This is a genomic window from Altibacter lentus (assembly GCF_000746845.1).
GTDB classification, from domain to species: Bacteria; Bacteroidota; Bacteroidia; order Flavobacteriales; family Flavobacteriaceae; genus Altibacter; species Altibacter lentus.
Genome location: NZ_KN050846.1, coordinates 2,890,934 through 2,910,867, shown reverse-complemented (window position 1 = coordinate 2,910,867; position 19,934 = coordinate 2,890,934). Strand labels below are relative to the sequence as shown.

The following is a 19,934-nucleotide window of genomic DNA, read 5'->3' as shown; positions in this document are numbered from 1 at the left end:
TTTACTTGAGTTTTAGATCTTCGGCGTCATTGAAATGAAGTTTTTGAACGATGGTCCCTTTTTGCAATTCGAGGATGCCCGGGTTGCTTCGAACTATAGTTTTAAGTGTGGTCTCATCACAAAAGTAAAAATCGAAATTCAATTGATACTCTTTAACTACTTCTCCCATTACTTCCGGAGACGAAGCAGACATCCCTATCACTTTATATCCCTTTGCCAGGGCTTCATCGGTCACCTTTCGAACAGCCGCAAATCCTTCCTTTTCACTATTGGCAAGATTATATACCACGATCACGATAAGGTTTTTCTCGTCAAGAAATTGTGTGGTAAAATCTTCTCCATTTCTTTCGATGCTAAAATCGTGTACAGGTGGTTCATATCCTTCCTGGATCTCTTCCGTTTCAACACCAATAAAGGTTCCATCTACTTGCGGATAATCCCCGTTGGTAGTAATTACCTGCTCCTCTCCATCTATATTGAATTTCCAGTGGTATTCAAAAATGGGTTGCGGTGCTCCTTCAGGAATCGTCATTCCCTCTTGAATATTAGCTCCAATTTTATACGGTCGAAAGTCTATAATGGGTAAATGCTGAAGGACGTAATATGTGATCCCCAAACATCCCACGAAAGAAGCGAACACAATAATACTTCGGGTGCCGCTGGTAAAGAATGGCTGAAGGTATCTCTTTCCGAAGAAAAGTATTAAAATAAGCACTAAGAGCACCACATCCTTGGTAAAGGATTCCCAAGGCGTGAGCTTTAAGGCATCCCCAAAACACCCGCAATCTGTCACCTTGTTGAAATAGGCAGAATAAAAGGTGAGAAAGGTGAAGAAGACGATCATAAGCAAGAGGCTCCAGAGTGTAAACCGTTTTGCATAGCCTATAATGATCATAACGCCCAGCAACACTTCATAGATCACCACAAAAATTGCGATGAGCAGTGCATAGGGGACCAAAAATTCCAGATCAAGAACATCGGGGGCAAAGTAATCCTTCAGCTTAAAGGAAAAACCTACCGGATCGTTCAATTTGATCAATCCACTAATAAGAAATAAAATTCCGACAAAGATGCGTGATACGCCCACTATTACTTTCATTCGTTTTCGTTTAAATGGATTAGCGCAAAGACCGCATAATTGATCATATCCTGATAATTAGCATCAATGCCTTCGCTTACAAGTGTCTTACCTTGATTGTTCTCTATTTGTTTTACCCGTAACAATTTTTGAAGGATAAGGTCTGTCAACGAACTCACCCTCATATCCCGCCAGGCCTCTCCGTAATCGTGATTTTTATCGAGCATAAGCTGCTTAGTATCGGCCACCTGCTCGTCGTATAATTGTGTTGCCTCTTCCAGTGAAAGATCTGGCTGTTCCACAACACCCCTTTTTAACTGAATAAGCGCCATCACCGAATAATTGATGATCCCCACGAATTCACTCCCCGCTCCCTCGTCCACTTTGCGCTCTGCATTTTGCTGTAATCCCCGAATGCGTTGAGCTTTAATAAAGATCTGGTCTGTGAGCGAGGGCAATCTAAGAATGCGCCAGGCACTTCCATAATCCTTCATTTTATTAATAAACAGCGCTCTGCATCGTTCTATAACATCGTTGTACTGTTCTGAGGTATCCGGCATGGGGTTTCTACTATTTTGCGTAAATTTCGGGTAAATAAATCAATTTAAAAAATTGCAAACCATCAATTGTAACGGGAAACTTTTAGACCTCTCTACCCCAAGGGTCATGGGAATCATTAATGTAACCCCGGATTCGTTCTATGATGGGGGAACGACCATTTCTTCGGAAGCGATTCTGAAACAGGCTCGTAAAATGCTTTCTGAAGGAGCTGCCATTCTCGATGTGGGAGGTTACAGCTCACGTCCCGGCGCCTCAACTGTTTCCGAAGCGGAAGAACTGAAGCGGGTCCTTCCCGCTATAGAAAATATCCTTGCCGAATTTCCGGATACCATTCTTTCTATCGACACTTTTCGGGCCGCCGTGGCCAAGGAAGCTGTGATAAAGGGCGCAGCTATTGTGAACGACATCTCCGGAGGACGTTTGGATGATACTATGTATACTACCGTGAGTCAACTAGGCGTCCCTTATATTCTAATGCACATGCGGGGTACACCCCAGACCATGGCACAGGAAGCGAAATACGAAGATGTGACGCAGGAGGTTCTTTTTTATTTTTCTGAAAAGCTCACATTGGCACGACAGGCCGGGATCAACGACATTATTGCAGATCCGGGTTTTGGCTTCGCCAAAACCCGACAACAGAGTTTCGAATTATTAAACCAATTGGATCAATTTCAAAGCCTTGAGATTCCGTTTCTTGCCGGGATCTCAAGAAAATCGATGGTGTACAAAACGCTGGAATCCACCTCGGAGGAAGCATTAAACGGAACCACAGCCCTCAACACCATTGCTTTACTGAAAGGTGCCTCCATCCTGCGAGTACACGATGTGAGAGAAGCAGTAGAATGTATTACTTTGGTTCAAAACCTAAAATCCAATTCTTAATTTTCTATATATTTAACCTACATTTACAAAAAGTGAAACGCCCTTGGAACTCTTAGATTTTACCCAAATTAAGATCATCGATGTAATTGACGTAGTGCTCGTAGCTTTTTTAATGTACTACATCTATCGACTCGTAAAAGGGACAGTCGCTATCAATATCTTTGTGGGAATTGTAATTCTCTATGGTATTTGGAAACTTACCGAACTTCTCGAGATGGAATTGTTCAGTAAGATCTTAGGAGGTTTCTTAGGGGTGGGTATGTTTGCCTTGATCGTGGTATTCCAACAAGAGATCAGGAAATTTTTACTCATGCTGGGATCAACCAATTTTGGCGCACGCCGCAAGTTTTTAAAGCAGTTCAAATTACTGTCAAGTGAAGGCGGGACCATCACCAACGTAAAAGAGATCGTCGAGGCTTGTAAAAAAATGAGCACGAGCAATACAGGTGCCATTATTGTCCTGCAGCGTAACAACAGTTTGGATTTTGTAAAGAATACCGGTGACGAGATGCGTCTGGAGGTCAATCAACCTATTATTGAAAGTATCTTCTACAAGAATAGTCCGTTACACGATGGGGCGATTATCATTGAAGACAATGTGGTAACAGCAACCCGCGTGATACTTCCTGTCTCCAACGACAGATCCATTCCGCTTCGGTTTGGATTAAGACACCGAGCAGGTGTTGGAATTACAGAAAAAACAGATGCTGTATGTTTGGTCGTTTCGGAAGAGAACGGACAAATTTCATATTTAAGGGACGGGGATTTCGTGTTGTTTGAAAATTTGGAGGAATTAAAGAAGCAACTTGAAAAGGACCTAACCTATTAACGGTATGAATTGTAAAAATTGCGAACACCAACTTCAAGAACAAGATAGCTTTTGCAGTAACTGTGGTGCAAAAGTTGTTCACCACAGACTTTCTTTAAAATATCTGTGGCACGAAATCACCGAGAAGTATTTTAATGTAGACAATACACTGTTACGAACCTTCCTAAAGTTATTCACTCACCCGGAAATCGTTATTGGCGAATACATAAAGGGCGTACGAAAAAAGTATGTAAATGTGGTGAGCTATTATGCCATTGCATTGACCTTTGCCGGATTACAAATATTCATACTTCGCAAGTTTTTTCCCGAGGCACTCGACATCTCCTTTTTGATCCCCGAAAATACACCTCAGGCCAATATGGATATGGAGTGGACCTATGACTACTATTCTATATTGGCACTGATCAATATTCCAATATATGCGTTAATGGCCAGACTTACCTTTATTGGACTGGATAAATACAACTTTACAGAGCATTTAGTGATTATGGCCTATTTGTTCGCACAATTCACTTTAACCACATTTCCAATTATTCTAACTATTATTATACTTGGCGGAAATTTTTATGTGGTCAGTTATGCTATGCTCCCTTTTTTGTTCTTTTATACAGCTCTGGCCTATAAACGATTATATGCTTTGACGTTTAGGAACATCCTTTGGCGGTCCATGTTCTTTGTTGTGGTCGCGGGAATCCTCATGCTACTTATTGGTTTATTGCAGCTTGTGGTAATGATTTTCACCGGGGATTTTCAGGAAATGGTAGAGTTCGAGAAAGCAAAAATAGGAATTTCCTATAGCATCTCTTCAGCCATGAACTGGACCTCATAAAGGTTCCGGTAGTAGCCGTCCTGTTTCTTCAACAATTCCTTGTGTGTTCCCGTTTCAACGATCTTTCCGGCATCCATGACCAAAATGGTGTCTGCTTTCTTTATCGTTGCCAAACGATGCGCTATCACTATAGAAGTTCGGCCCTGAGTGATCTTCTCTGTAGCGGTTTGGATCATTTCTTCGGAATAGGTATCGACAGACGATGTTGCTTCATCCAAGATAAGTATGCTTGGCTTACTCACATACGCTCTTAAAAAAGCGATCAATTGCCGTTGTCCTGAAGATAACATACTGCCGCGTTCTTTAACATTATAATGATAACCACCGGGCAGTGTCTTTATAAATTTGTGCACTCCTATTTCCTTAGCAGCAGCAATTACCTCATCTTCTGTAATATCAGGATCCTGAAGGGTGATGTTATTGAGAATGGTATCTGCAAAAAGAAAAACATCCTGAAGTACAATAGCAATATTGCTTCGTAGTGATGCTAAAGTGTAATCTTTAATATCGACTTTGTCTATGAGAATCGAGCCGCTGTTGATCTCATAAAAGCGATTGAGAAGATTGATTATTGTAGATTTTCCTGCACCGGTAGCACCTACTATGGCCACCGTTTGACCGGACTGTACTGCAAAGGAGATGTCTTTAATTACCTCTTCATTCTCATTATACCCAAACCGAACATTCTTGAATTCGATCGATCCTTTGGTTTCCTCCAGTTTTATTGTTCCCTCATCTGCGATATGGGATTTGGTGTCCAAAATACCAAAAACACGATTCGCTGCAACCATCCCCATTTGGAGGGAATTAAATTTATCTGCGATCTGCCGTAAAGGACGGAAAAGCATTTGTGCGAGCTCTATAAACATGGTAATGATCCCTAGCGTGATCACACCACCACCCACGGCATTCAGTCCGCCGTACCAAACAACGAGACCAATGGCGACCGATGAGGCCATCTCGGCAATAGGAAAGAATATCGAGTTGTACCACACTGTTTTTACCCAGGCCTTCTTATGCTTTTCGTTGATCTCTTTGAAGTGACGGTACTCTGTGTCCTCTCGTGTAAAGATCTGTACGATCTTCATGCCGGTGATTCGCTCTTGCACAAATCCGTTTAAGTTGGCCACCTGATTTCGCACTTCTTCAAACGCCACTTTCATTGCTTTTTGAAATACCCGTGTTGCGTAGATAATTAAAGGAAGTATAGTAAAGACAATAAGCGATAGACGCCAGCTTTGGTACAACATAAAGCCTGCGATTACAAACATCTTCAACAAATCACTAATGATCATAAAAAGACCTTCGCTAAAAATACTCGAAATGGTCTCTATATCATTTACCGCACGCGTGGTCAAGCGCCCCACGGCACTTTTGTCAAAATATTTCATCCGGAAACTCATCATCAACTTAAAGAGCTTGACTCGAATATCCTTGATCACGCTTTGTCCTAACCAGGTGGCATAGAATATAAAGGCAAATTGAAAGAGCACCTCAAGCAAGAGAACCACCAGCATCAAGGTAATAAAGTAAATTAATTGATCGCCGTCTTGAGGGACAATCGACTTATCGATGGTCTGCTGTAATAAATAAGGTCTTAAAATGGCCAGACCAGACATGACAATCGCAGCAAATGCCACAAAATAGAAGATCAAACGGTAAGGTCGCGTGAAGGCCAATAACCGTTTAAAGAGTTTAAAATCGAATGCTTTTCCAGATTCTTCCATAGTACTATTGTCCTAGCGATTCGTTTATCGGTTCGTTTATAAAAATACTGTTTGGGTATCTAACGCGTGTTAAAAACAAACCTTGTGCAGATGCCGAAGCCCCCGCCTTACTTCTGTCCCTGCTTTTTAGAATATTGTGAAAATCTTCTAAAGTAATTTTTTCAAAGCCAATTTCCAATAAGGTGCCTACAATGGCTCGCACCATGTTGCGCAAAAAACGATCTGCCGCTATGGTAAAGATCAACTGTTGGTCTACTTCTTCCCAAGAGGCCTTATTAATGTTACAATAATAAGTCTTTACATCTGTCCTGGATCTGGAAAAGCATTGAAAATCGTTATAGTCCAATAATATCTTTGCGGCTTGGTTCATCAATGCTACGGAAGGTTTTTGATGAACAAAATAAGCCAGATCGATAGAAAAGGGATCCTTCTCCAAATTGATCACATATTTATATTCGCGTTCTAAGGCGTCGAATCTGGCGTGCGCCTCTTCATTAACTTCCAGAATATTCTTTACTGAAATATCTTTCGGAAGGAGGGAATTGAGCCTAAATTGTAAGACCGAAGCATCCGCCAGAGGTTCGGTATCGAAGTGCGCGAACAACTGTTTGGCGTGAACGCCGGTGTCGGTTCGACCTGCTCCTGTTACCTTGATCTCTTTCCGAAGCAAGGTAGAAAGGCTTTTCTCAAGAACCTCTTGTACACTGGTAGCATCGGGTTGTACCTGCCAACCGTGATAATTTTTTCCGTTGTAGCTTATTTCAATAAAATAGCGCAAGAATCTGTACTTTTGAACTACCGCCAAAGATACGCAAACCAAACACTTCTAAAGACAGAAGCCTTTCAGAAAAACATGAAAAAAATCCTACTACTTAGCGACACCCACGGTTATATGGACAACAAAATCCTGAAATACGTACAACAGGCCGATGAGGTATGGCATGCCGGTGATATTGGAGATCTGGCGGTGACCGATGCCATACAAGAATACCAATCGCTGCGCGCTGTTCATGGGAATATCGACGGGACCGAAGTGCGCACTTCCTTTCCGGAGCATGAACGCTTTATGTGTGAAGATGTTTCGGTGTGGATCACCCATATTGGAGGGTATCCGGGTCGCTATGCTTCAGGGATTAGAGCCGAAATGCAGGCGAATCCGCCACGTCTATTTATATGCGGACATTCACATATTCTAAAAGTAATGCCCGATAAAAAGTTCGGGGTGCTCCATATGAATCCCGGAGCAGTTGGAAAACATGGTTTTCATAAGGTACGAACCATGCTTCGGTTTGAAATTGACGGACAGAAGATACAACAACTGGAAGTGATCGAATTTCCCAGATAGAATTCTACCTATTGAAAACAAAAAACCCCCGAAGATGGCATTCTTCGAGGGTCTTGCACTAATAGATACTAAGACGTAGTTTAACGTAGTCGGTCCACAGATTTTACGAGATCCTCGTCCCTTTTAATGGCCTTATTGGCCAGCACTAAAAAAACGATAGAAATGATGGGAAAAAGCACCCCAATACCCTTCTCTGAGACCCATGTCTCTCCGGATAAGGTTAGCGACCTGTACACGAAAACTCCCAGTAATACAAAGTTTAATATGATCGTTAAACGGTTGAGCACAAATTGCAGCTGCCGTTTTTTAAAACTCAAAATTGAAATGATCGTCAAAGCAATGCTAACAAAAATAAGACCAAATACCAAGGGCTCACTTCGTTCTATAACCAGTACCCCAGCTAAATCCCGCACTACAGGAAACCACATATACAATGCACCCATCACCAGTATGGAGATCACTAAATAGATCGTTTGGATGCGTTGCAACATAAGTAAGCTTCTTTGCCTGCAAAAATAGAACTTATTTATAAAAAATTTAAATGTAAAATTTAATTTATTGTCGTATACTTGCAGTATCAATTCGTAACCACTTCAATAACGGTTACTTAGTCTTCGATAATTTTTCAGCTAACTACACGTATCTAAGAAATTAGTATCAATTTAAAATCATAGTATTTTTACATGTTTGAAATTTCAGAATTAAAAGCAAAATTGTTGCCTGAGCTTCAGGAACTTGCTAATGCTTTAGGTGTTCCTAAATACCGAAGCTTAAAAAAACTAGACCTAGTCTATCAGATCCTTGATTACCAAGCAGCAAATCCTAAAGCTGTAAAGTCTGTTACCCAAGAAGAAAACGCTTCAAAAGACACTTCAGAAAAAAAGGAAAGCAACGAGAAAAAGGATACAACGTCTTCTTCTCAAAAAGAGAATCGTGATCGCAAATCGCGAAATGACAACCGCAATCAAAAGAATCGCTCCAAAGATCAGGATTCCAGATCTCAAAAGGACGATGCTAAAAAATCCGATTCAGGTTCCGATAAAAAGGACACTAACAGATCGAAAGACGGAAATCAACAAAAGAACACAAAGGACAACCGCAACCAAAAAGACGGGAATCAACAGAGCGCTTCAAAAGATAACCGAAACCAAAAGGACGGGAATCAACAGAGCACTTCAAAAGATAACCGAAACCAAAAGGACGGGAATCAACAGAACGCTTCAAAGGATAACCGCAATCAAAAGGACGGGAATAAACAAAATCACCCAAAAGACAGTCGGTCCAACGGAAACAAAGACAATCGCAATCGATATAAGGAACCCGATTTTGAGTTCGACAGTATTATTGAAAGCGAAGGTGTGTTGGATATCATGCAAGATGGCTACGGCTTCTTAAGATCGAGTGATTACAACTACTTGTCTTCGCCGGATGATATTTATGTATCCCAATCGCAAATTCGATTGTTCGGTCTTAAAACGGGAGACACCGTTCTAGGAGAAGTACGTCCCCCGAAAGAAGGTGAAAAGTATTTTCCTTTAATAAAGGTGAACAAGATCAACGGATTAAATCCAAATGTAGTTCGTGATCGTGTTTCATTCGAGCACCTAACACCTTTATTTCCGCAGGAGAAATTTAATATAGCCGATAAGCAGAGTACGATCTCTACACGTATTATCGATCTATTCGCTCCTATTGGAAAAGGACAACGAGGTATGATCGTTTCGCAGCCTAAGACAGGTAAGACCATGTTGCTTAAGGACATTGCAAATGCAATAGCTGCGAATCACCCGGAGGTGTATCAGATCATTTTATTGATAGATGAACGCCCGGAAGAGGTTACAGATATGCAGCGAAATGTGAGTGGTGAAGTAGTTGCCTCTACTTTCGATAAGGAAGCCAGTGAGCATGTTCGTGTGGCCAATCTTGTAATAGACAAAGCAAAACGACTGGTAGAATGTGGGCACGATGTAGTGATCTTATTAGATTCCATTACACGTTTGGCAAGAGCCTATAATACGGTTCAACCTGCCAGTGGAAAGATATTGAGTGGTGGTGTGGATGCAAATGCATTACACAAACCTAAACGATTCTTTGGTGCTGCCAGAAATATTGAGAATGGTGGTTCTTTAAGTATCATCGCGACGGCTCTTACTGAAACAGGTTCTAAAATGGACGAAGTGATCTTTGAAGAATTCAAAGGAACAGGTAACATGGAACTTCAATTGGATAGAAAGATCTCCAACCGAAGAATTTTCCCGGCCATCGATCTTACCTCTTCAAGTACGCGTAGAGACGATCTACTGTTGGACGAGAATGTGATCCAGCGCATGTGGGTGCTTCGCAAATATCTTGCAGACATGAACCCGGTGGAAGCAATGGAGTTTATTAACGAGCGTGTAAAACAGACTCGCAACAACGAAGAGTTCTTGATCTCAATGAACGCTTAATAAAGCCAAGAGATTTCTTTACTTACAAAAAGTCAGGGCCGGAATTAAATTCCGGCCCTGACTTTTTATTATATTTTGAATGAGGATGGGAACGATATGACATTATCAATCCAAAAATTAGACATAAAAAAAAGCTTCGCAAATTGCGAAGCTTTTCTATATCATAAGGTATTTCTTATCTCTTAATGATCTTCTGAGTAAGTGTTCCTGCAGAAGTTTTTACATTCAACATGTAAATTCCTTTAGCAAGACCGGCAATATTGAATGTACCGTTTACCATTTGAAGACCTGTGTCTTTTCCTAAGATATCAAAAAGTGTAGCACTTGTTACATCGATAGAAGAAGGGATCTTCACATTCAATACATCACTTGCAGGGTTTGGAAATACAGAAGCGATATCGTTGATGTTGTCATTCACTCCTAACACTTCTTCACCAACTAAATTGATAACATACTCTTGTGGGTCTGCAACAATTGTGTTTGAATTAGTGTAAGGGATACCACAACCTGTTCCAGTTCCACCTGTTCCGGTTCCGTCAGATCTTAACCAAGCGATATTGTTTTGACCTGCCAAGTTAAAACCTGGAAAGAAACGCTGGAAAGTAACTGATCCTTCATCCGGAGCAAAGATCTCAACTGCAGCGATAGTTCCGGCTGGAATGTTTGCTGCTATCGGCGCAACCTGAAGACTTAAGTCACCGGCTGAACCAACAGGTACAGTAACACTAGAAATTAAAGTAAAGGTTGCAGAACTTAATGTTTCGGTGTCCACAGTATAAATGTTTACGTCAAGCATTTTACCGTCATCCGCACTTCCTTGACCAAACTCAACAGCAGAAACTAAAAAGTCTCCTACAATTCCTAACGAGCTAATGTCATAAGTTCTTGCAAAGGCGTTGTCACGGTATTCACCGGTACCACTCGCCCAACAAGCTACCCCACCAGTATCGACTGTAGCAGGATCAACACTTTGTGATAATGTTGTCTGCGCCTGCGCAGAAAGGGCCACTAAAAAAGCACCCACCATTAATGTAATTTTTTTCATAATTATTGGATTTAAAGTTTAACATTGAGTAACAAATATAGAAAAGCAATTCATAAAAACATATTTTTTCTGTTAAAAGTTTAAGTATGTAAGGACTTAAGCTACGAATGTTGGTAGAGTTACTTGGAATTTTGTTATTTAGCAAAATGAAAAAATCGGCGCTTCTTCTTATAGCTATTTTGAGCATTTCTTGTCAGAAATCTAAAGATCCAAATGACTTTAATTTTACAACAGTTTTCGAAAAATCGGAAGGCATTGAAACTAGCACCTACCAAGAAGTAGTTGAATTCTACACACAACTTTCAGAAAAATATCCTGAAATCGCCATGTATACCATGGATAAGACCGATAGTGGTGAACCATTGCACCTCATCACGTTTAACCCGGACCGCTCTTTTGAATCTGAATTCTCTTCAGAAAAAGATAAAAACATCCTTCTTATTAATAATGGTATTCATCCCGGAGAGAGTGACGGGATCGATGCTTCTATGCTGCTACTCCGCGATCTTGCCGAAGGAAAAATACCGGCTCCGCAACATACCATCATCGCAGTAATTCCCGTATACAACATTGGTGGCGCCCTTAATCGCAATAGCACCACCCGCACCAACCAGAACGGCCCGGAATCCTATGGATTTAGAGGAAACGCTCGCAATTACGACCTCAACCGTGATTTTATTAAAGCAGATACGCGCAATGCTTTGGCATTCATCGATATTTTCAAAACGGTCGATCCCGATCTTTTTATAGACACTCATGTGAGCAATGGTGCCGACTACCAATACGTGCTTACGCAACTGTTCACACAACATAATAAACTTGGTGGTGAATTGGGAAATTACCTCCACGAGTCCTTCATGCCAAAACTCGAGGATTCCCTTCAGAATAAAGAATGGGACATCACACCTTACGTAAATGTATTCAATCAGACACCGGATACCGGGTTTACACAGTTTATGGATGCTCCCAGATACTCCACGGGGTATGCTGCGCTTTTCAACACCTTAGGCATGATGGTAGAAACGCATATGCTAAAACCTTACAAAGTGCGTGTGGAGGGCACCTATGAGCTATTAAAGAGCTTCATAGCGATCGCCGACGCCGAACACCAAACCATTAAACAGTTGCGTGAACAAGCGAACAACGCTTGGCAGGTGGGCGATACTTATCCAATACAATGGCAAATCGACAGTTCTAAATCATCCACCTTGTCCTTTAAAGGATACGAAGGCGAAATGATCGCCAGTGAGATCACCGGTGCCCAACGACTTAAATACAACAGGGACAAGCCTTTTGAGAAGGATGTACCTTATTACAATCATTTTAAACCTGCCGACTCCATTACCATACCCCAGTATTATATTATTTCTAAAGGCTACCACAATGTGGTGAATCTATTACGTGCGAATGGCATAAAATGCGACATGATCCCGAAGGATACAACCGCAACGGCGGAAGTCTATTATATTGACAGCTATGAGACGGTTCGAAACCCCTATGAAGGGCATTACCTTCATTATAATACACAAGTGAAAACCAAAACCGAATTGGTGAAAGTGACCAAAGGAGACTACAAAGTGACCACAGACCAAAAAGGCATACGATATATTCTGGAAACGCTAGAGCCCGAAGCTCCCGATTCCTTTTTCAATTGGAATTTCTTCGATACCATCTTACAGCAAAAAGAAGGTTTCTCCCCCTACGTATGGGAAGACAAGGCCAAAAGTTTTTTGGAAGAGAATCCTATCATCAAAAAACAGTTTGAAGCTAAAAAAGAGGCAGATCCCGCATTTGCAGCAAATTGGTTTGCGCAGTTGGACTGGATCCATAAACAATCCCCTAATTACGAAACATCACACCTGCGATATCCTATCGTTCGGGTGGGTGGTTAAGTATTCCTTCGGAAAAAGCAACTTGATATTCTCATAGGAATCCTGAAGGGCTTTCTGTGTTTTTTCAAAATCCTTCCAGCGCACCTTTTTAATACCTTCTGAAGGCTCAGGGATCAGAGGGCCATCGTAGGTAGAGTACATTTCGTACCAATAGGTAACCTTTAATTTAAATTTTTCGTTGCGCTTAAAGACATGATAGGTCTTTGTAAGAAAACGCTTTACCACAAGATCCTTTACTCCGGTCTCTTCTATGGTTTCACGAACAGCAGCTTCTTCGTAGGTTTCGCCTTTTTCTACTTTTCCCTTCGGAAGATCCCATTTCTTATTACGCCGAATAAACAGGATCTCCTTCTTATCATTAAATACCATTCCGCCGCCGGCCTCTACTACGGGTAGTTTTTTCCGAAGAAATTGTTCTAGCTTTTCAGGATTCTTGTGATATAGATTCACATAGGTAAGCTCGCCGTTATTGATCGCATTGATCAATTTCTTGAACTTTGCTAACTTAAGAGGAATGGCTGTATACTGTTTCCCTATTTTTTTTTCCGTAGAAAGGATTATAGGAATATCATTGACAAAAACTTTATACATTTGCACTATGATTTTAAATAAAGAAACAGCACAAAAAACGGCTGAATTATTATTGCAAATTAATGCAATTAAATTGCAACCACAAAAACCTTTTACGTGGGCTTCAGGATGGAAATCGCCTATCTATTGCGACAACCGAATCACACTCTCCTATCCCCCCATTCGAAATTTCATTCGCGAACATATGGCGACACAGATCGAGGAGGTCTACGGACGCCCGGATATGATCGCCGGAGTGGCGACCGGTGCTATTGGAATGGGTGCTCTGGTGGCAGATTATATGAATTTACCGTTTTGCTATGTTCGCCCGGAGGCTAAGCAACATGGACGGCAGAACAAGATCGAAGGCATGGTTGTCGAAAATCAGACTGTGGTGGTGATAGAAGACCTTATAAGTACAGGCAAAAGCAGTCTACTGGCAGTAGAAGCATTGCGTGAAGCGAATGTAAATGTAAAGGGTATGATGGCCATTTTTACCTATGGTTTTGCAGTCGCCGAAGAAAATTTCACAAAGGCCGATGTTTCCTTACACACTTTGAGTAATTACGATAGCCTTTTAAAGCAGGCCGAGAAATCGCGCTATATTTCGGCAAAAGAATCGAAACTGCTGGGTCTTTGGCGTAAGGACCCTTCCACTTGGGATCCTGCCGCAACCCCTGTTTCCAAAAAGGCATAATTTTTGTCTATTACCATCACCTCTAAAAAATCTGCTATGGAATTGAAAAGTAAAAAAGTAATCGTTCAAAAATCGGCGTCACAATTGTGCGACTTTCTTAGCGATGTGAAAAATTTTGAACAACTAATGCCCGAAAGTATCAGCAAATTTGAGGTGATCAAAGAAGATGCCTTTGTGTTCGCTCTCAAAGGAATGCCGGAGATCGCTCTGGAAGTAAAAGAGGTAGATGCGCCAAACAAAGTGGTCCTGGGAGCCATGAGCGACAAGATCCCGTTCACTCTTATAGGTCATATCAATCCGGTTACTGAAACCACTTCGGAAGCGGAGTTACATTTTGAAGGTGATTTCAATCCCATGATGGCCATGATGATCAAAGGCCCGATTTCAAAATTCTTGGAGACCCTGTCCGGTAATCTGGAAACGATCTAGAACAATAGCTTAATTTCCTTCAGTCCGAATTCCTGTACCAAATCGTCTTCCATAGAAATCTTTAACTTCCCTTGGGCGGTGACCCCTACAATAATGCCGTTAAAACGATTACTGAAGGCATCTTCGAACACCGAAACCTTACCTTTACGGAACATATTAGTTTCATATGCTTCTTGAATTTTTTCTGAAGGGCTTGTGGCAACTTGCTGCAATTGTAACTGTATTTCGGCGGCAACTGCCGTTAGTACCGTATCCAGATCGTATCGCTTTCCGGTTATAAGATGTAGGGATGATGCTTGCGGGAGTTCTGAAAGAGCCTCATTGTTTACATTAAGACCCACACCAATGATCGATCCAGCAATGTTCGATCCCTGCACCTGATTCTCGATAAGGATGCCTCCAATTTTTTTATCGTATGACATAATGTCGTTTGGCCATTTTATGGAAAGTGTTGGAATCTCGAAGCGCTCTAAAGCTACTTTTATTGCCAGAGAAACTGCAAAAAGCAGCGTTGCCGACTCTTTTGCAGGCAGACCGTCAAGTCGTTTAAACATACTGAACGTAAGGCTTTTCGACGGTTGCGACAGCCATTGAGATCCCATTTGCCCCCGCCCATGCGTTTGCCTCGTGGCGACCACGACCAACCCGTCCTCAACAGCGTGATCCTTACTTAATTCTTTCAGGTAGCTATTTGTTGAATCAATGGCACTAAGTTTGATTATTTTCAAATCACAAAAGATTGTGTTAATGTTACGCTCGCAAAGCGTTTCAAGAAACAAAAAAGTAATAACTTTGTGCAAATAAATAGTATTAATGTCGAAAAAAGAAGTAGGAACAGATCAACTTGTAACACAAATTATTTCAGGAATTGAAGAAGTTAAAGGCCAGAATATTGAAATTCTCGACCTTCGCGAAATAGAGAACACTGTATGCGACTATTTTATCATCTGTGATGGTACCTCCAATACGCAGGTCAATGCGATTGTAAATTCCGTTCAAAAATTAACCAGTAAAGCCTTAAAAGAAAAACCCTGGCACGTTGAAGGTAGCGAGAATGCCGAATGGGTATTGATCGATTATGTCCATGTCGTGGTGCATGTGTTTCAAAAACACATTCGCGAATTTTACGATATTGAAGGGCTTTGGGGCGATGCCAAGTCGGTTAAAATTGAAACAACTTATTAAAAAGAAAGAAGCCTCATGGCAGAAGAAAATAAAAAACCCGAAAATAAAAAACCAAGGTTCAATGCCTATTGGATCTATGCTGCGATCATTCTCGTATTCCTTGGAATTCAGTTCTTTGGCGGCAGTAGCTGGACACAACCGGCAAAGACCACGCAAGCACAGTTCCAGACTTATTTAAAGCAGGGGGATGTTGAAAAGATAGAGATCATCAACAAAAAGATGGCAAAGGTCTATTTAACTCCAGAAGCCAAGACCAAAGAAGTTCATTCTAAGAAGGATGGAAATGCTATCTTCCCTCCGGGAGCGAACGATCCTACGTATCAATTTGAGTTTGGCGATCTTCAAAATTTTGAGAATAGCATCAAACAGATCAAAGAAGAGAACAATCTGGACACCCAGATCGTTTGGAATACCGATAGCAACATGTGGGGTGAGCTTTTCCTTACTTTGTTGCCGTTTATCGTAATCATTGGTATCTGGATCTTTATCATGCGCCGTATGTCATCCGGTGCCGGAGGCGGTGCAGGCGGACAGATCTTTAATATTGGGAAATCGAAAGCAAAATTATTCGATGAAAAGACCGATGTAAAGACATCGTTCAAGGATGTGGCCGGACTGGAAGGTGCTAAAGAAGAAGTTCAAGAAATTGTAGATTTCCTTAAAACACCTGCAAAATATACCGCCCTAGGTGGTAAGATCCCAAAAGGAGCCTTATTGGTAGGCCCTCCGGGAACAGGTAAGACCTTATTGGCTAAAGCCGTGGCGGGAGAAGCGAAAGTGCCATTCTTTTCATTATCGGGATCAGATTTTGTGGAGATGTTCGTAGGTGTAGGAGCTTCTAGGGTTCGTGATCTATTTAAGCAAGCAAAAGAAAAATCTCCAGCAATCATCTTTATAGATGAGATCGACGCCATTGGAAGGGCCAGAGGAAAGAATAATTTCTCCGGTTCAAATGACGAACGAGAAAATACGCTCAACCAACTACTTACCGAAATGGACGGTTTCGGCACCAATACCAATGTGATAGTTCTCGCTGCCACCAACCGTGCCGATGTACTGGACAAGGCCTTGATGCGTGCTGGCCGGTTCGATCGCCAGATTTACGTGGATTTGCCGGACGTTCGAGAACGCAAGGAAATTTTTGAAGTACACCTGCGTCCTATCAAGATCGACGATTCGCTGGATCTCGATTTCTTGGCTAAGCAGACACCGGGATTTTCCGGAGCCGATATTGCGAATGTTTGTAACGAAGCCGCGCTTATAGCCGCTCGACAAGAAAAAACATATGTGGGCAAGCAAGATTTCCTAGATGCCGTAGACCGAATTGTAGGTGGGCTTGAAAAGAAAAATAAAATCATCACTCCTGAAGAGAAAAAAGCGATCGCATTCCACGAAGCCGGTCATGCCACAGTAAGCTGGATGTTGGAACATGCCGCTCCGCTGGTTAAGGTAACTATCGTGCCCAGAGGACAATCACTGGGTGCTGCGTGGTACTTGCCCGAAGAACGATTGATCGTTCGCCCGGAGCAAATGCTAGATGAAATGTGTGCTACCATGGGAGGCCGGGCTGCCGAAAAAGTGATCTTCGGAAAAATCTCTACGGGAGCGTTAAGTGATCTTGAAAAAGTAACCAAACAGGCACGTGCCATGGTAACGATCTACGGCCTTAATGATGCTGTAGGAAACCTAACCTATTACGATTCTTCGGGTCAAAACGAATATGGTTTTACTAAACCGTATAGTGAGAAAACGGCAGAGTTGATCGATAAGGAAATCTCAAGGATGATTGAAGAACAATACCAACGCGCCATCGATCTATTGGAAAAGAACAAAGATAAACTTACGCTTCTCGCCAATGAACTTTTGGAAAAAGAAGTGATCTTTAAGGACAATCTTCAAAGAATCTTTGGCGACAGACCTTTTGAAAAGACAGAAGAAGAAAAAGTGGCAACAACATAGGTTGCCACTTTTTCGTTTCTATAGGTAAACTTTAGATTTTGGCATACAAACTTCTATTTAGATTTTATATATTTGAAGAATAACCTAATAAAACTCCTCAATACCCCTAGTAAATGAGTCTATTTAAAAGACTTTTAAACCCAAACTACAAGTCAGAAGAAAAAGCAAAGAAATCTGACCAGAGCAAATATTATCCCGAGGAGAAATTACCCACCGACGAAAAATTCACGTATAATTTCAATAAAAATGGCGGTAAGTTCTTGTATTGTGAAAATCAAGAAGAAGTCTCTGAAGCCTTCGATAACATACTGCTGGAAAACGATTGGTACGAACGGGATGTCTTTTGTATCAATGATCAATTGACATCACGGTTTGACGGTTACAACCTCAACTTCAGTAAAAAAACCAACGCCACCTTCTTCTTATCTACCTGCGAATCACTGGTCGCCAACAATGGCTCTATCCTTCTAAGTTCCAATCAGATAAAGGAAAAGAAGCTAAAAGAACTTCCTTCAAACTTCATCATCTTCGCAACCACAAGTCAATTAGTGGAAAATATAAGCGAAGGGCTTCGTAAAATAAAAAATCAGAGTCAGAATCATATTCCCAGCAATATCACGACCATTCAGGACTTTGAAACCGAAAAAGAAAAGGACTTCATGAGTTATGGAAGTAGCACAAAAAACCTATATTTGCTGCTACTGGAAGACCTATAATCTATGAAGGAACTTATCGTGCGATCCATATCGGGTGTCTTGTACATTTCGATTATTATCTTTTCTATGTTTGCGTCGCGCGAATGGTTCATGGGACTCTTTTTTATCCTCGCTTTGATCACTCTAAACGAATTTTTACGATTGGTCCATCTCACGAGTTATTTGGCCTACCTCCTACTGGCGGCAGCCCTGTATTTTTTAAGTTATTCGGTGTTTGACATCAATGCCGTTTATCTGTTCTTGATCCTTTCGTGCTTTGTGAACCTGTTTCTTTTAAAAGATGTGCTTTGGGTCAATAAGATTCCCATGTTTCAGAAAAAGAAGTATGTAACTATTATCTTTTATATAATAAGTGGTTTCGTATTCTTGACCTTAATTCCATTTCGAGATGAAGAATTTACGCCAAAGGTAATTATAGGTGTCTTTGTGTTGGTCTGGGCCAACGACAGTTTTGCATATCTAATAGGAAAGAACTTCGGAAGGATCAAATTGCTGGAACGCATCTCCCCGAAAAAGACCGTTGAGGGATTTTTGGGAGGTCTGGTAGGGTCGATTTGTGCTGCTTTTATTATCTTTAAATACACAGACCTATTTGATCTCGCCACTTGGTTCACCTTGGCAGTGATCGTGACTGTTTTTGGCACCATAGGAGATCTTATACAATCCAAATTCAAGCGTCAGGCCGGCGTAAAGGATAGTGGTATTCTAATGCCGGGGCACGGCGGGCTTTACGACCGATTGGATAGTATTATTTTTGCAAGCCCGTTTGTATATGCTTTTTTAGAAATTACAGCCTATGTTTCATAAGGAAGGACATAAAATTATTTTAGTCGCATTTTTTCTATGTGTGGTTCTTAGCCTCACGGCGCATTTTTTTACTGAAAATACCACCGTGAAAGCAGTGATCATCATTACATTGTTGGTATTGCTCGCATTGATCTTACAGTTTTTTAGAAATCCGAAGCGGAAGTTCACCCCAGATACAGCACTGGTACTCTCACCGGTCGATGGAAAAGTAGTAGTGATCGAAGAAGTGTTCGAAAAAGAATATTTTAAAGACAAACGCCTTCAAGTTTCGGTCTTTATGTCCCCCATCAATGTACATGTCACCCGTTATCCTGTGGGAGGAAAAGTGATCTACAGCAAATACCATCCCGGAAAATATCTCGTGGCCTGGCATCCAAAATCTTCCGAAGAGAACGAAAGAACCACTGTGGTAGTAGATAGTGAAGAATTTGGCCCTGTATTGCATAGACAGATCGCCGGCGCCATGGCAAAACGCATTGTGAATTATGCCCAGGAAGGACAGGAGATCCGGCAAACAGACGACAGTGGCTTTATCAAGTTCGGTTCTCGAGTAGATGTGTTCCTGCCATTAGACACAAAAATAGAGGTAAAGCTCCACGCAAAAGTGAAAGGTGGATTGACTGTATTGGCTTCAAAATGACCCCCGAAGAATTAAATAGTGCCTTTGAACGTGCGGTGGAAAGTATCAATAACCACACAGAACCATTCCCTGCCGATGTTCTATTGAAGCTCTATGCTTACTATAAACGTGCGACCAACTCTCAAGACCAGCCCAGTAGCGACAATCCGTTGATAGGCGCATTTAAGACCAATGCCCTCTTTCAAACACGCGGACTCTCCAGTGAGGAAGCCAAATTGCTCTACATTGAAGCAGTAAAGCAGTATTTCTTATACAGAAAGTAGCTATTGAACAAACCGGAACCCCTGCTTTTG

22 protein-coding genes are annotated in these 19,934 nt (G+C 41.5%); 14 read left to right on the top strand and 8 right to left on the bottom strand.

The window, feature by feature from the left end:
- Position 1: 1 nt before the first annotated feature.
- Together JS40_RS13530 and JS40_RS13525 are read right to left on the bottom strand one after the other, a co-directional pair.
- A complete protein-coding gene (locus JS40_RS13530; RefSeq protein WP_034261404.1) occupies positions 2-1,099 on the bottom strand; it encodes a BT_3928 family protein in 1,098 nt (365 codons plus the stop codon).
- Positions 1,096-1,638, bottom strand: coding sequence for a DUF1599 domain-containing protein (locus tag JS40_RS13525; protein WP_034261402.1), 543 nt, complete (start codon positions 1,636-1,638; stop codon positions 1,096-1,098). The genes JS40_RS13530 and JS40_RS13525 overlap by 4 nt, the downstream gene beginning before the upstream one ends.
- Before the next feature lie 52 nt (positions 1,639-1,690).
- Here JS40_RS13525 and folP point away from each other — a divergent pair, with 52 nt between their 5' ends.
- From folP to JS40_RS13510, 3 genes are read left to right on the top strand one after another with little or no spacing between them, the layout of a single operon-like run.
- Entirely contained in the window at positions 1,691-2,524 is an 834-nt protein-coding gene (gene folP / locus JS40_RS13520) for a dihydropteroate synthase (protein ID WP_034261399.1), read from the top strand.
- 43 nt (positions 2,525-2,567) lie between these two features.
- Complete coding sequence (locus tag JS40_RS13515) at positions 2,568-3,353, top strand: diadenylate cyclase (protein ID WP_034261397.1); 786 nt, start codon at positions 2,568-2,570, stop codon at positions 3,351-3,353.
- A 4-nt stretch (positions 3,354-3,357) separates the two neighbouring features.
- Positions 3,358-4,182, top strand: a complete 825-nt coding sequence (locus JS40_RS13510) for a DUF3667 domain-containing protein (RefSeq protein ID WP_034261395.1) — start codon at positions 3,358-3,360, stop codon at positions 4,180-4,182.
- On the opposite strand, the gene JS40_RS13505 is transcribed toward JS40_RS13510, so the two are convergent.
- Positions 4,146-5,909, bottom strand: a complete 1,764-nt coding sequence (locus tag JS40_RS13505) for an ABC transporter ATP-binding protein (protein WP_034261394.1) — start codon at positions 5,907-5,909, stop codon at positions 4,146-4,148. The two genes, JS40_RS13510 and JS40_RS13505, sit on opposite strands and share 37 nt — an antisense overlap.
- Before the next feature lie 4 nt (positions 5,910-5,913).
- Positions 5,914-6,687 carry a tRNA pseudouridine(38-40) synthase TruA gene (truA, locus tag JS40_RS13500; protein WP_034262549.1) on the bottom strand — a complete coding sequence of 258 codons (774 nt, stop codon included), beginning with the start codon at positions 6,685-6,687 and terminating at the stop codon, positions 5,914-5,916.
- A 75-nt stretch (positions 6,688-6,762) separates the two neighbouring features.
- Between truA and JS40_RS13495 the strand changes: the two genes are divergently transcribed.
- Entirely contained in the window at positions 6,763-7,254 is a 492-nt protein-coding gene (locus JS40_RS13495) for a metallophosphoesterase family protein (protein ID WP_034262547.1), read from the top strand.
- A gap of 80 nt (positions 7,255-7,334) precedes the next feature.
- Here JS40_RS13495 and JS40_RS13490 read toward each other — a convergent pair whose 3' ends face one another.
- Positions 7,335-7,745 carry a DUF4293 domain-containing protein gene (locus tag JS40_RS13490; protein ID WP_034261392.1) on the bottom strand — a complete coding sequence of 137 codons (411 nt, stop codon included), beginning with the start codon at positions 7,743-7,745 and terminating at the stop codon, positions 7,335-7,337.
- Between the two features lie 192 nt (positions 7,746-7,937).
- Here JS40_RS13490 and rho point away from each other — a divergent pair, with 192 nt between their 5' ends.
- Positions 7,938-9,701 (top strand): transcription termination factor Rho, encoded by a 1,764-nt coding sequence (gene rho / locus JS40_RS13485; RefSeq protein ID WP_034261390.1) that lies wholly within the window; start codon positions 7,938-7,940, stop codon positions 9,699-9,701.
- Positions 9,702-9,876: 175 nt separating this feature from the next.
- On the opposite strand, the gene JS40_RS13480 is transcribed toward rho, so the two are convergent.
- On the bottom strand, positions 9,877-10,746 hold the full coding sequence (locus tag JS40_RS13480) for a T9SS type A sorting domain-containing protein (protein WP_034261389.1): 870 nt from the start codon (positions 10,744-10,746) through the stop codon (positions 9,877-9,879).
- 146 nt (positions 10,747-10,892) lie between these two features.
- On the opposite strand from JS40_RS13480, the gene JS40_RS13475 reads away from it, so the two are divergent.
- Entirely contained in the window at positions 10,893-12,638 is a 1,746-nt protein-coding gene (locus JS40_RS13475; RefSeq protein ID WP_034261388.1) for a M14 family metallopeptidase, read from the top strand.
- Here the strand turns inward: JS40_RS13475 and JS40_RS13470 are convergent.
- The gene (locus tag JS40_RS13470) at positions 12,600-13,229 is read right to left on the bottom strand and encodes an NUDIX hydrolase (protein ID WP_034261387.1); all 630 of its coding nucleotides are present in this window, start codon (positions 13,227-13,229) and stop codon (positions 12,600-12,602) included. The genes JS40_RS13475 and JS40_RS13470 overlap by 39 nt on opposite strands.
- Positions 13,230-13,236: 7 nt before the next feature.
- Between JS40_RS13470 and pyrE the strand changes: the two genes are divergently transcribed.
- The gene (gene pyrE / locus JS40_RS13465) at positions 13,237-13,905 is read left to right on the top strand and encodes an orotate phosphoribosyltransferase (protein WP_034261385.1); all 669 of its coding nucleotides are present in this window, start codon (positions 13,237-13,239) and stop codon (positions 13,903-13,905) included.
- Positions 13,906-13,941: 36 nt separating this feature from the next.
- Positions 13,942-14,334 carry a hypothetical protein gene (locus JS40_RS13460; protein ID WP_034261383.1) on the top strand — a complete coding sequence of 131 codons (393 nt, stop codon included), beginning with the start codon at positions 13,942-13,944 and terminating at the stop codon, positions 14,332-14,334.
- Here JS40_RS13460 and JS40_RS13455 read toward each other — a convergent pair.
- Positions 14,331-15,062, bottom strand: a complete 732-nt coding sequence (locus JS40_RS13455; protein WP_034261381.1) for a biotin--[acetyl-CoA-carboxylase] ligase — start codon at positions 15,060-15,062, stop codon at positions 14,331-14,333. The genes JS40_RS13460 and JS40_RS13455 overlap by 4 nt on opposite strands.
- Before the next feature lie 85 nt (positions 15,063-15,147).
- Between JS40_RS13455 and rsfS the strand changes: the two genes are divergently transcribed.
- From rsfS to JS40_RS13425, 6 genes are all read left to right on the top strand, one after another.
- A complete protein-coding gene (gene rsfS / locus JS40_RS13450; RefSeq protein ID WP_034261379.1) occupies positions 15,148-15,519 on the top strand; it encodes a ribosome silencing factor in 372 nt (123 codons plus the stop codon).
- Between the two features lie 15 nt (positions 15,520-15,534).
- A complete protein-coding gene (ftsH, locus tag JS40_RS13445; RefSeq protein ID WP_034261378.1) occupies positions 15,535-17,478 on the top strand; it encodes an ATP-dependent zinc metalloprotease FtsH in 1,944 nt (647 codons plus the stop codon).
- A gap of 113 nt (positions 17,479-17,591) precedes the next feature.
- Positions 17,592-18,194: an LUD domain-containing protein gene (locus tag JS40_RS13440; protein ID WP_034261376.1), complete on the top strand. Its 603-nt coding sequence runs from the start codon at positions 17,592-17,594 to the stop codon at positions 18,192-18,194.
- 3 nt (positions 18,195-18,197) lie between these two features.
- Positions 18,198-19,001: a phosphatidate cytidylyltransferase gene (locus JS40_RS13435; protein WP_034261374.1), complete on the top strand. Its 804-nt coding sequence runs from the start codon at positions 18,198-18,200 to the stop codon at positions 18,999-19,001.
- Positions 18,991-19,641 (top strand): phosphatidylserine decarboxylase family protein, encoded by a 651-nt coding sequence (locus tag JS40_RS13430; RefSeq protein WP_034261372.1) that lies wholly within the window; start codon positions 18,991-18,993, stop codon positions 19,639-19,641. Before JS40_RS13435 ends, JS40_RS13430 begins: the two co-directional genes overlap by 11 nt.
- On the top strand, positions 19,638-19,904 hold the full coding sequence (locus tag JS40_RS13425) for an acyl-CoA-binding protein (RefSeq protein WP_034261370.1): 267 nt from the start codon (positions 19,638-19,640) through the stop codon (positions 19,902-19,904). Before JS40_RS13430 ends, JS40_RS13425 begins: the two co-directional genes overlap by 4 nt.
- Positions 19,905-19,934: the final 30 nt, after the last annotated feature.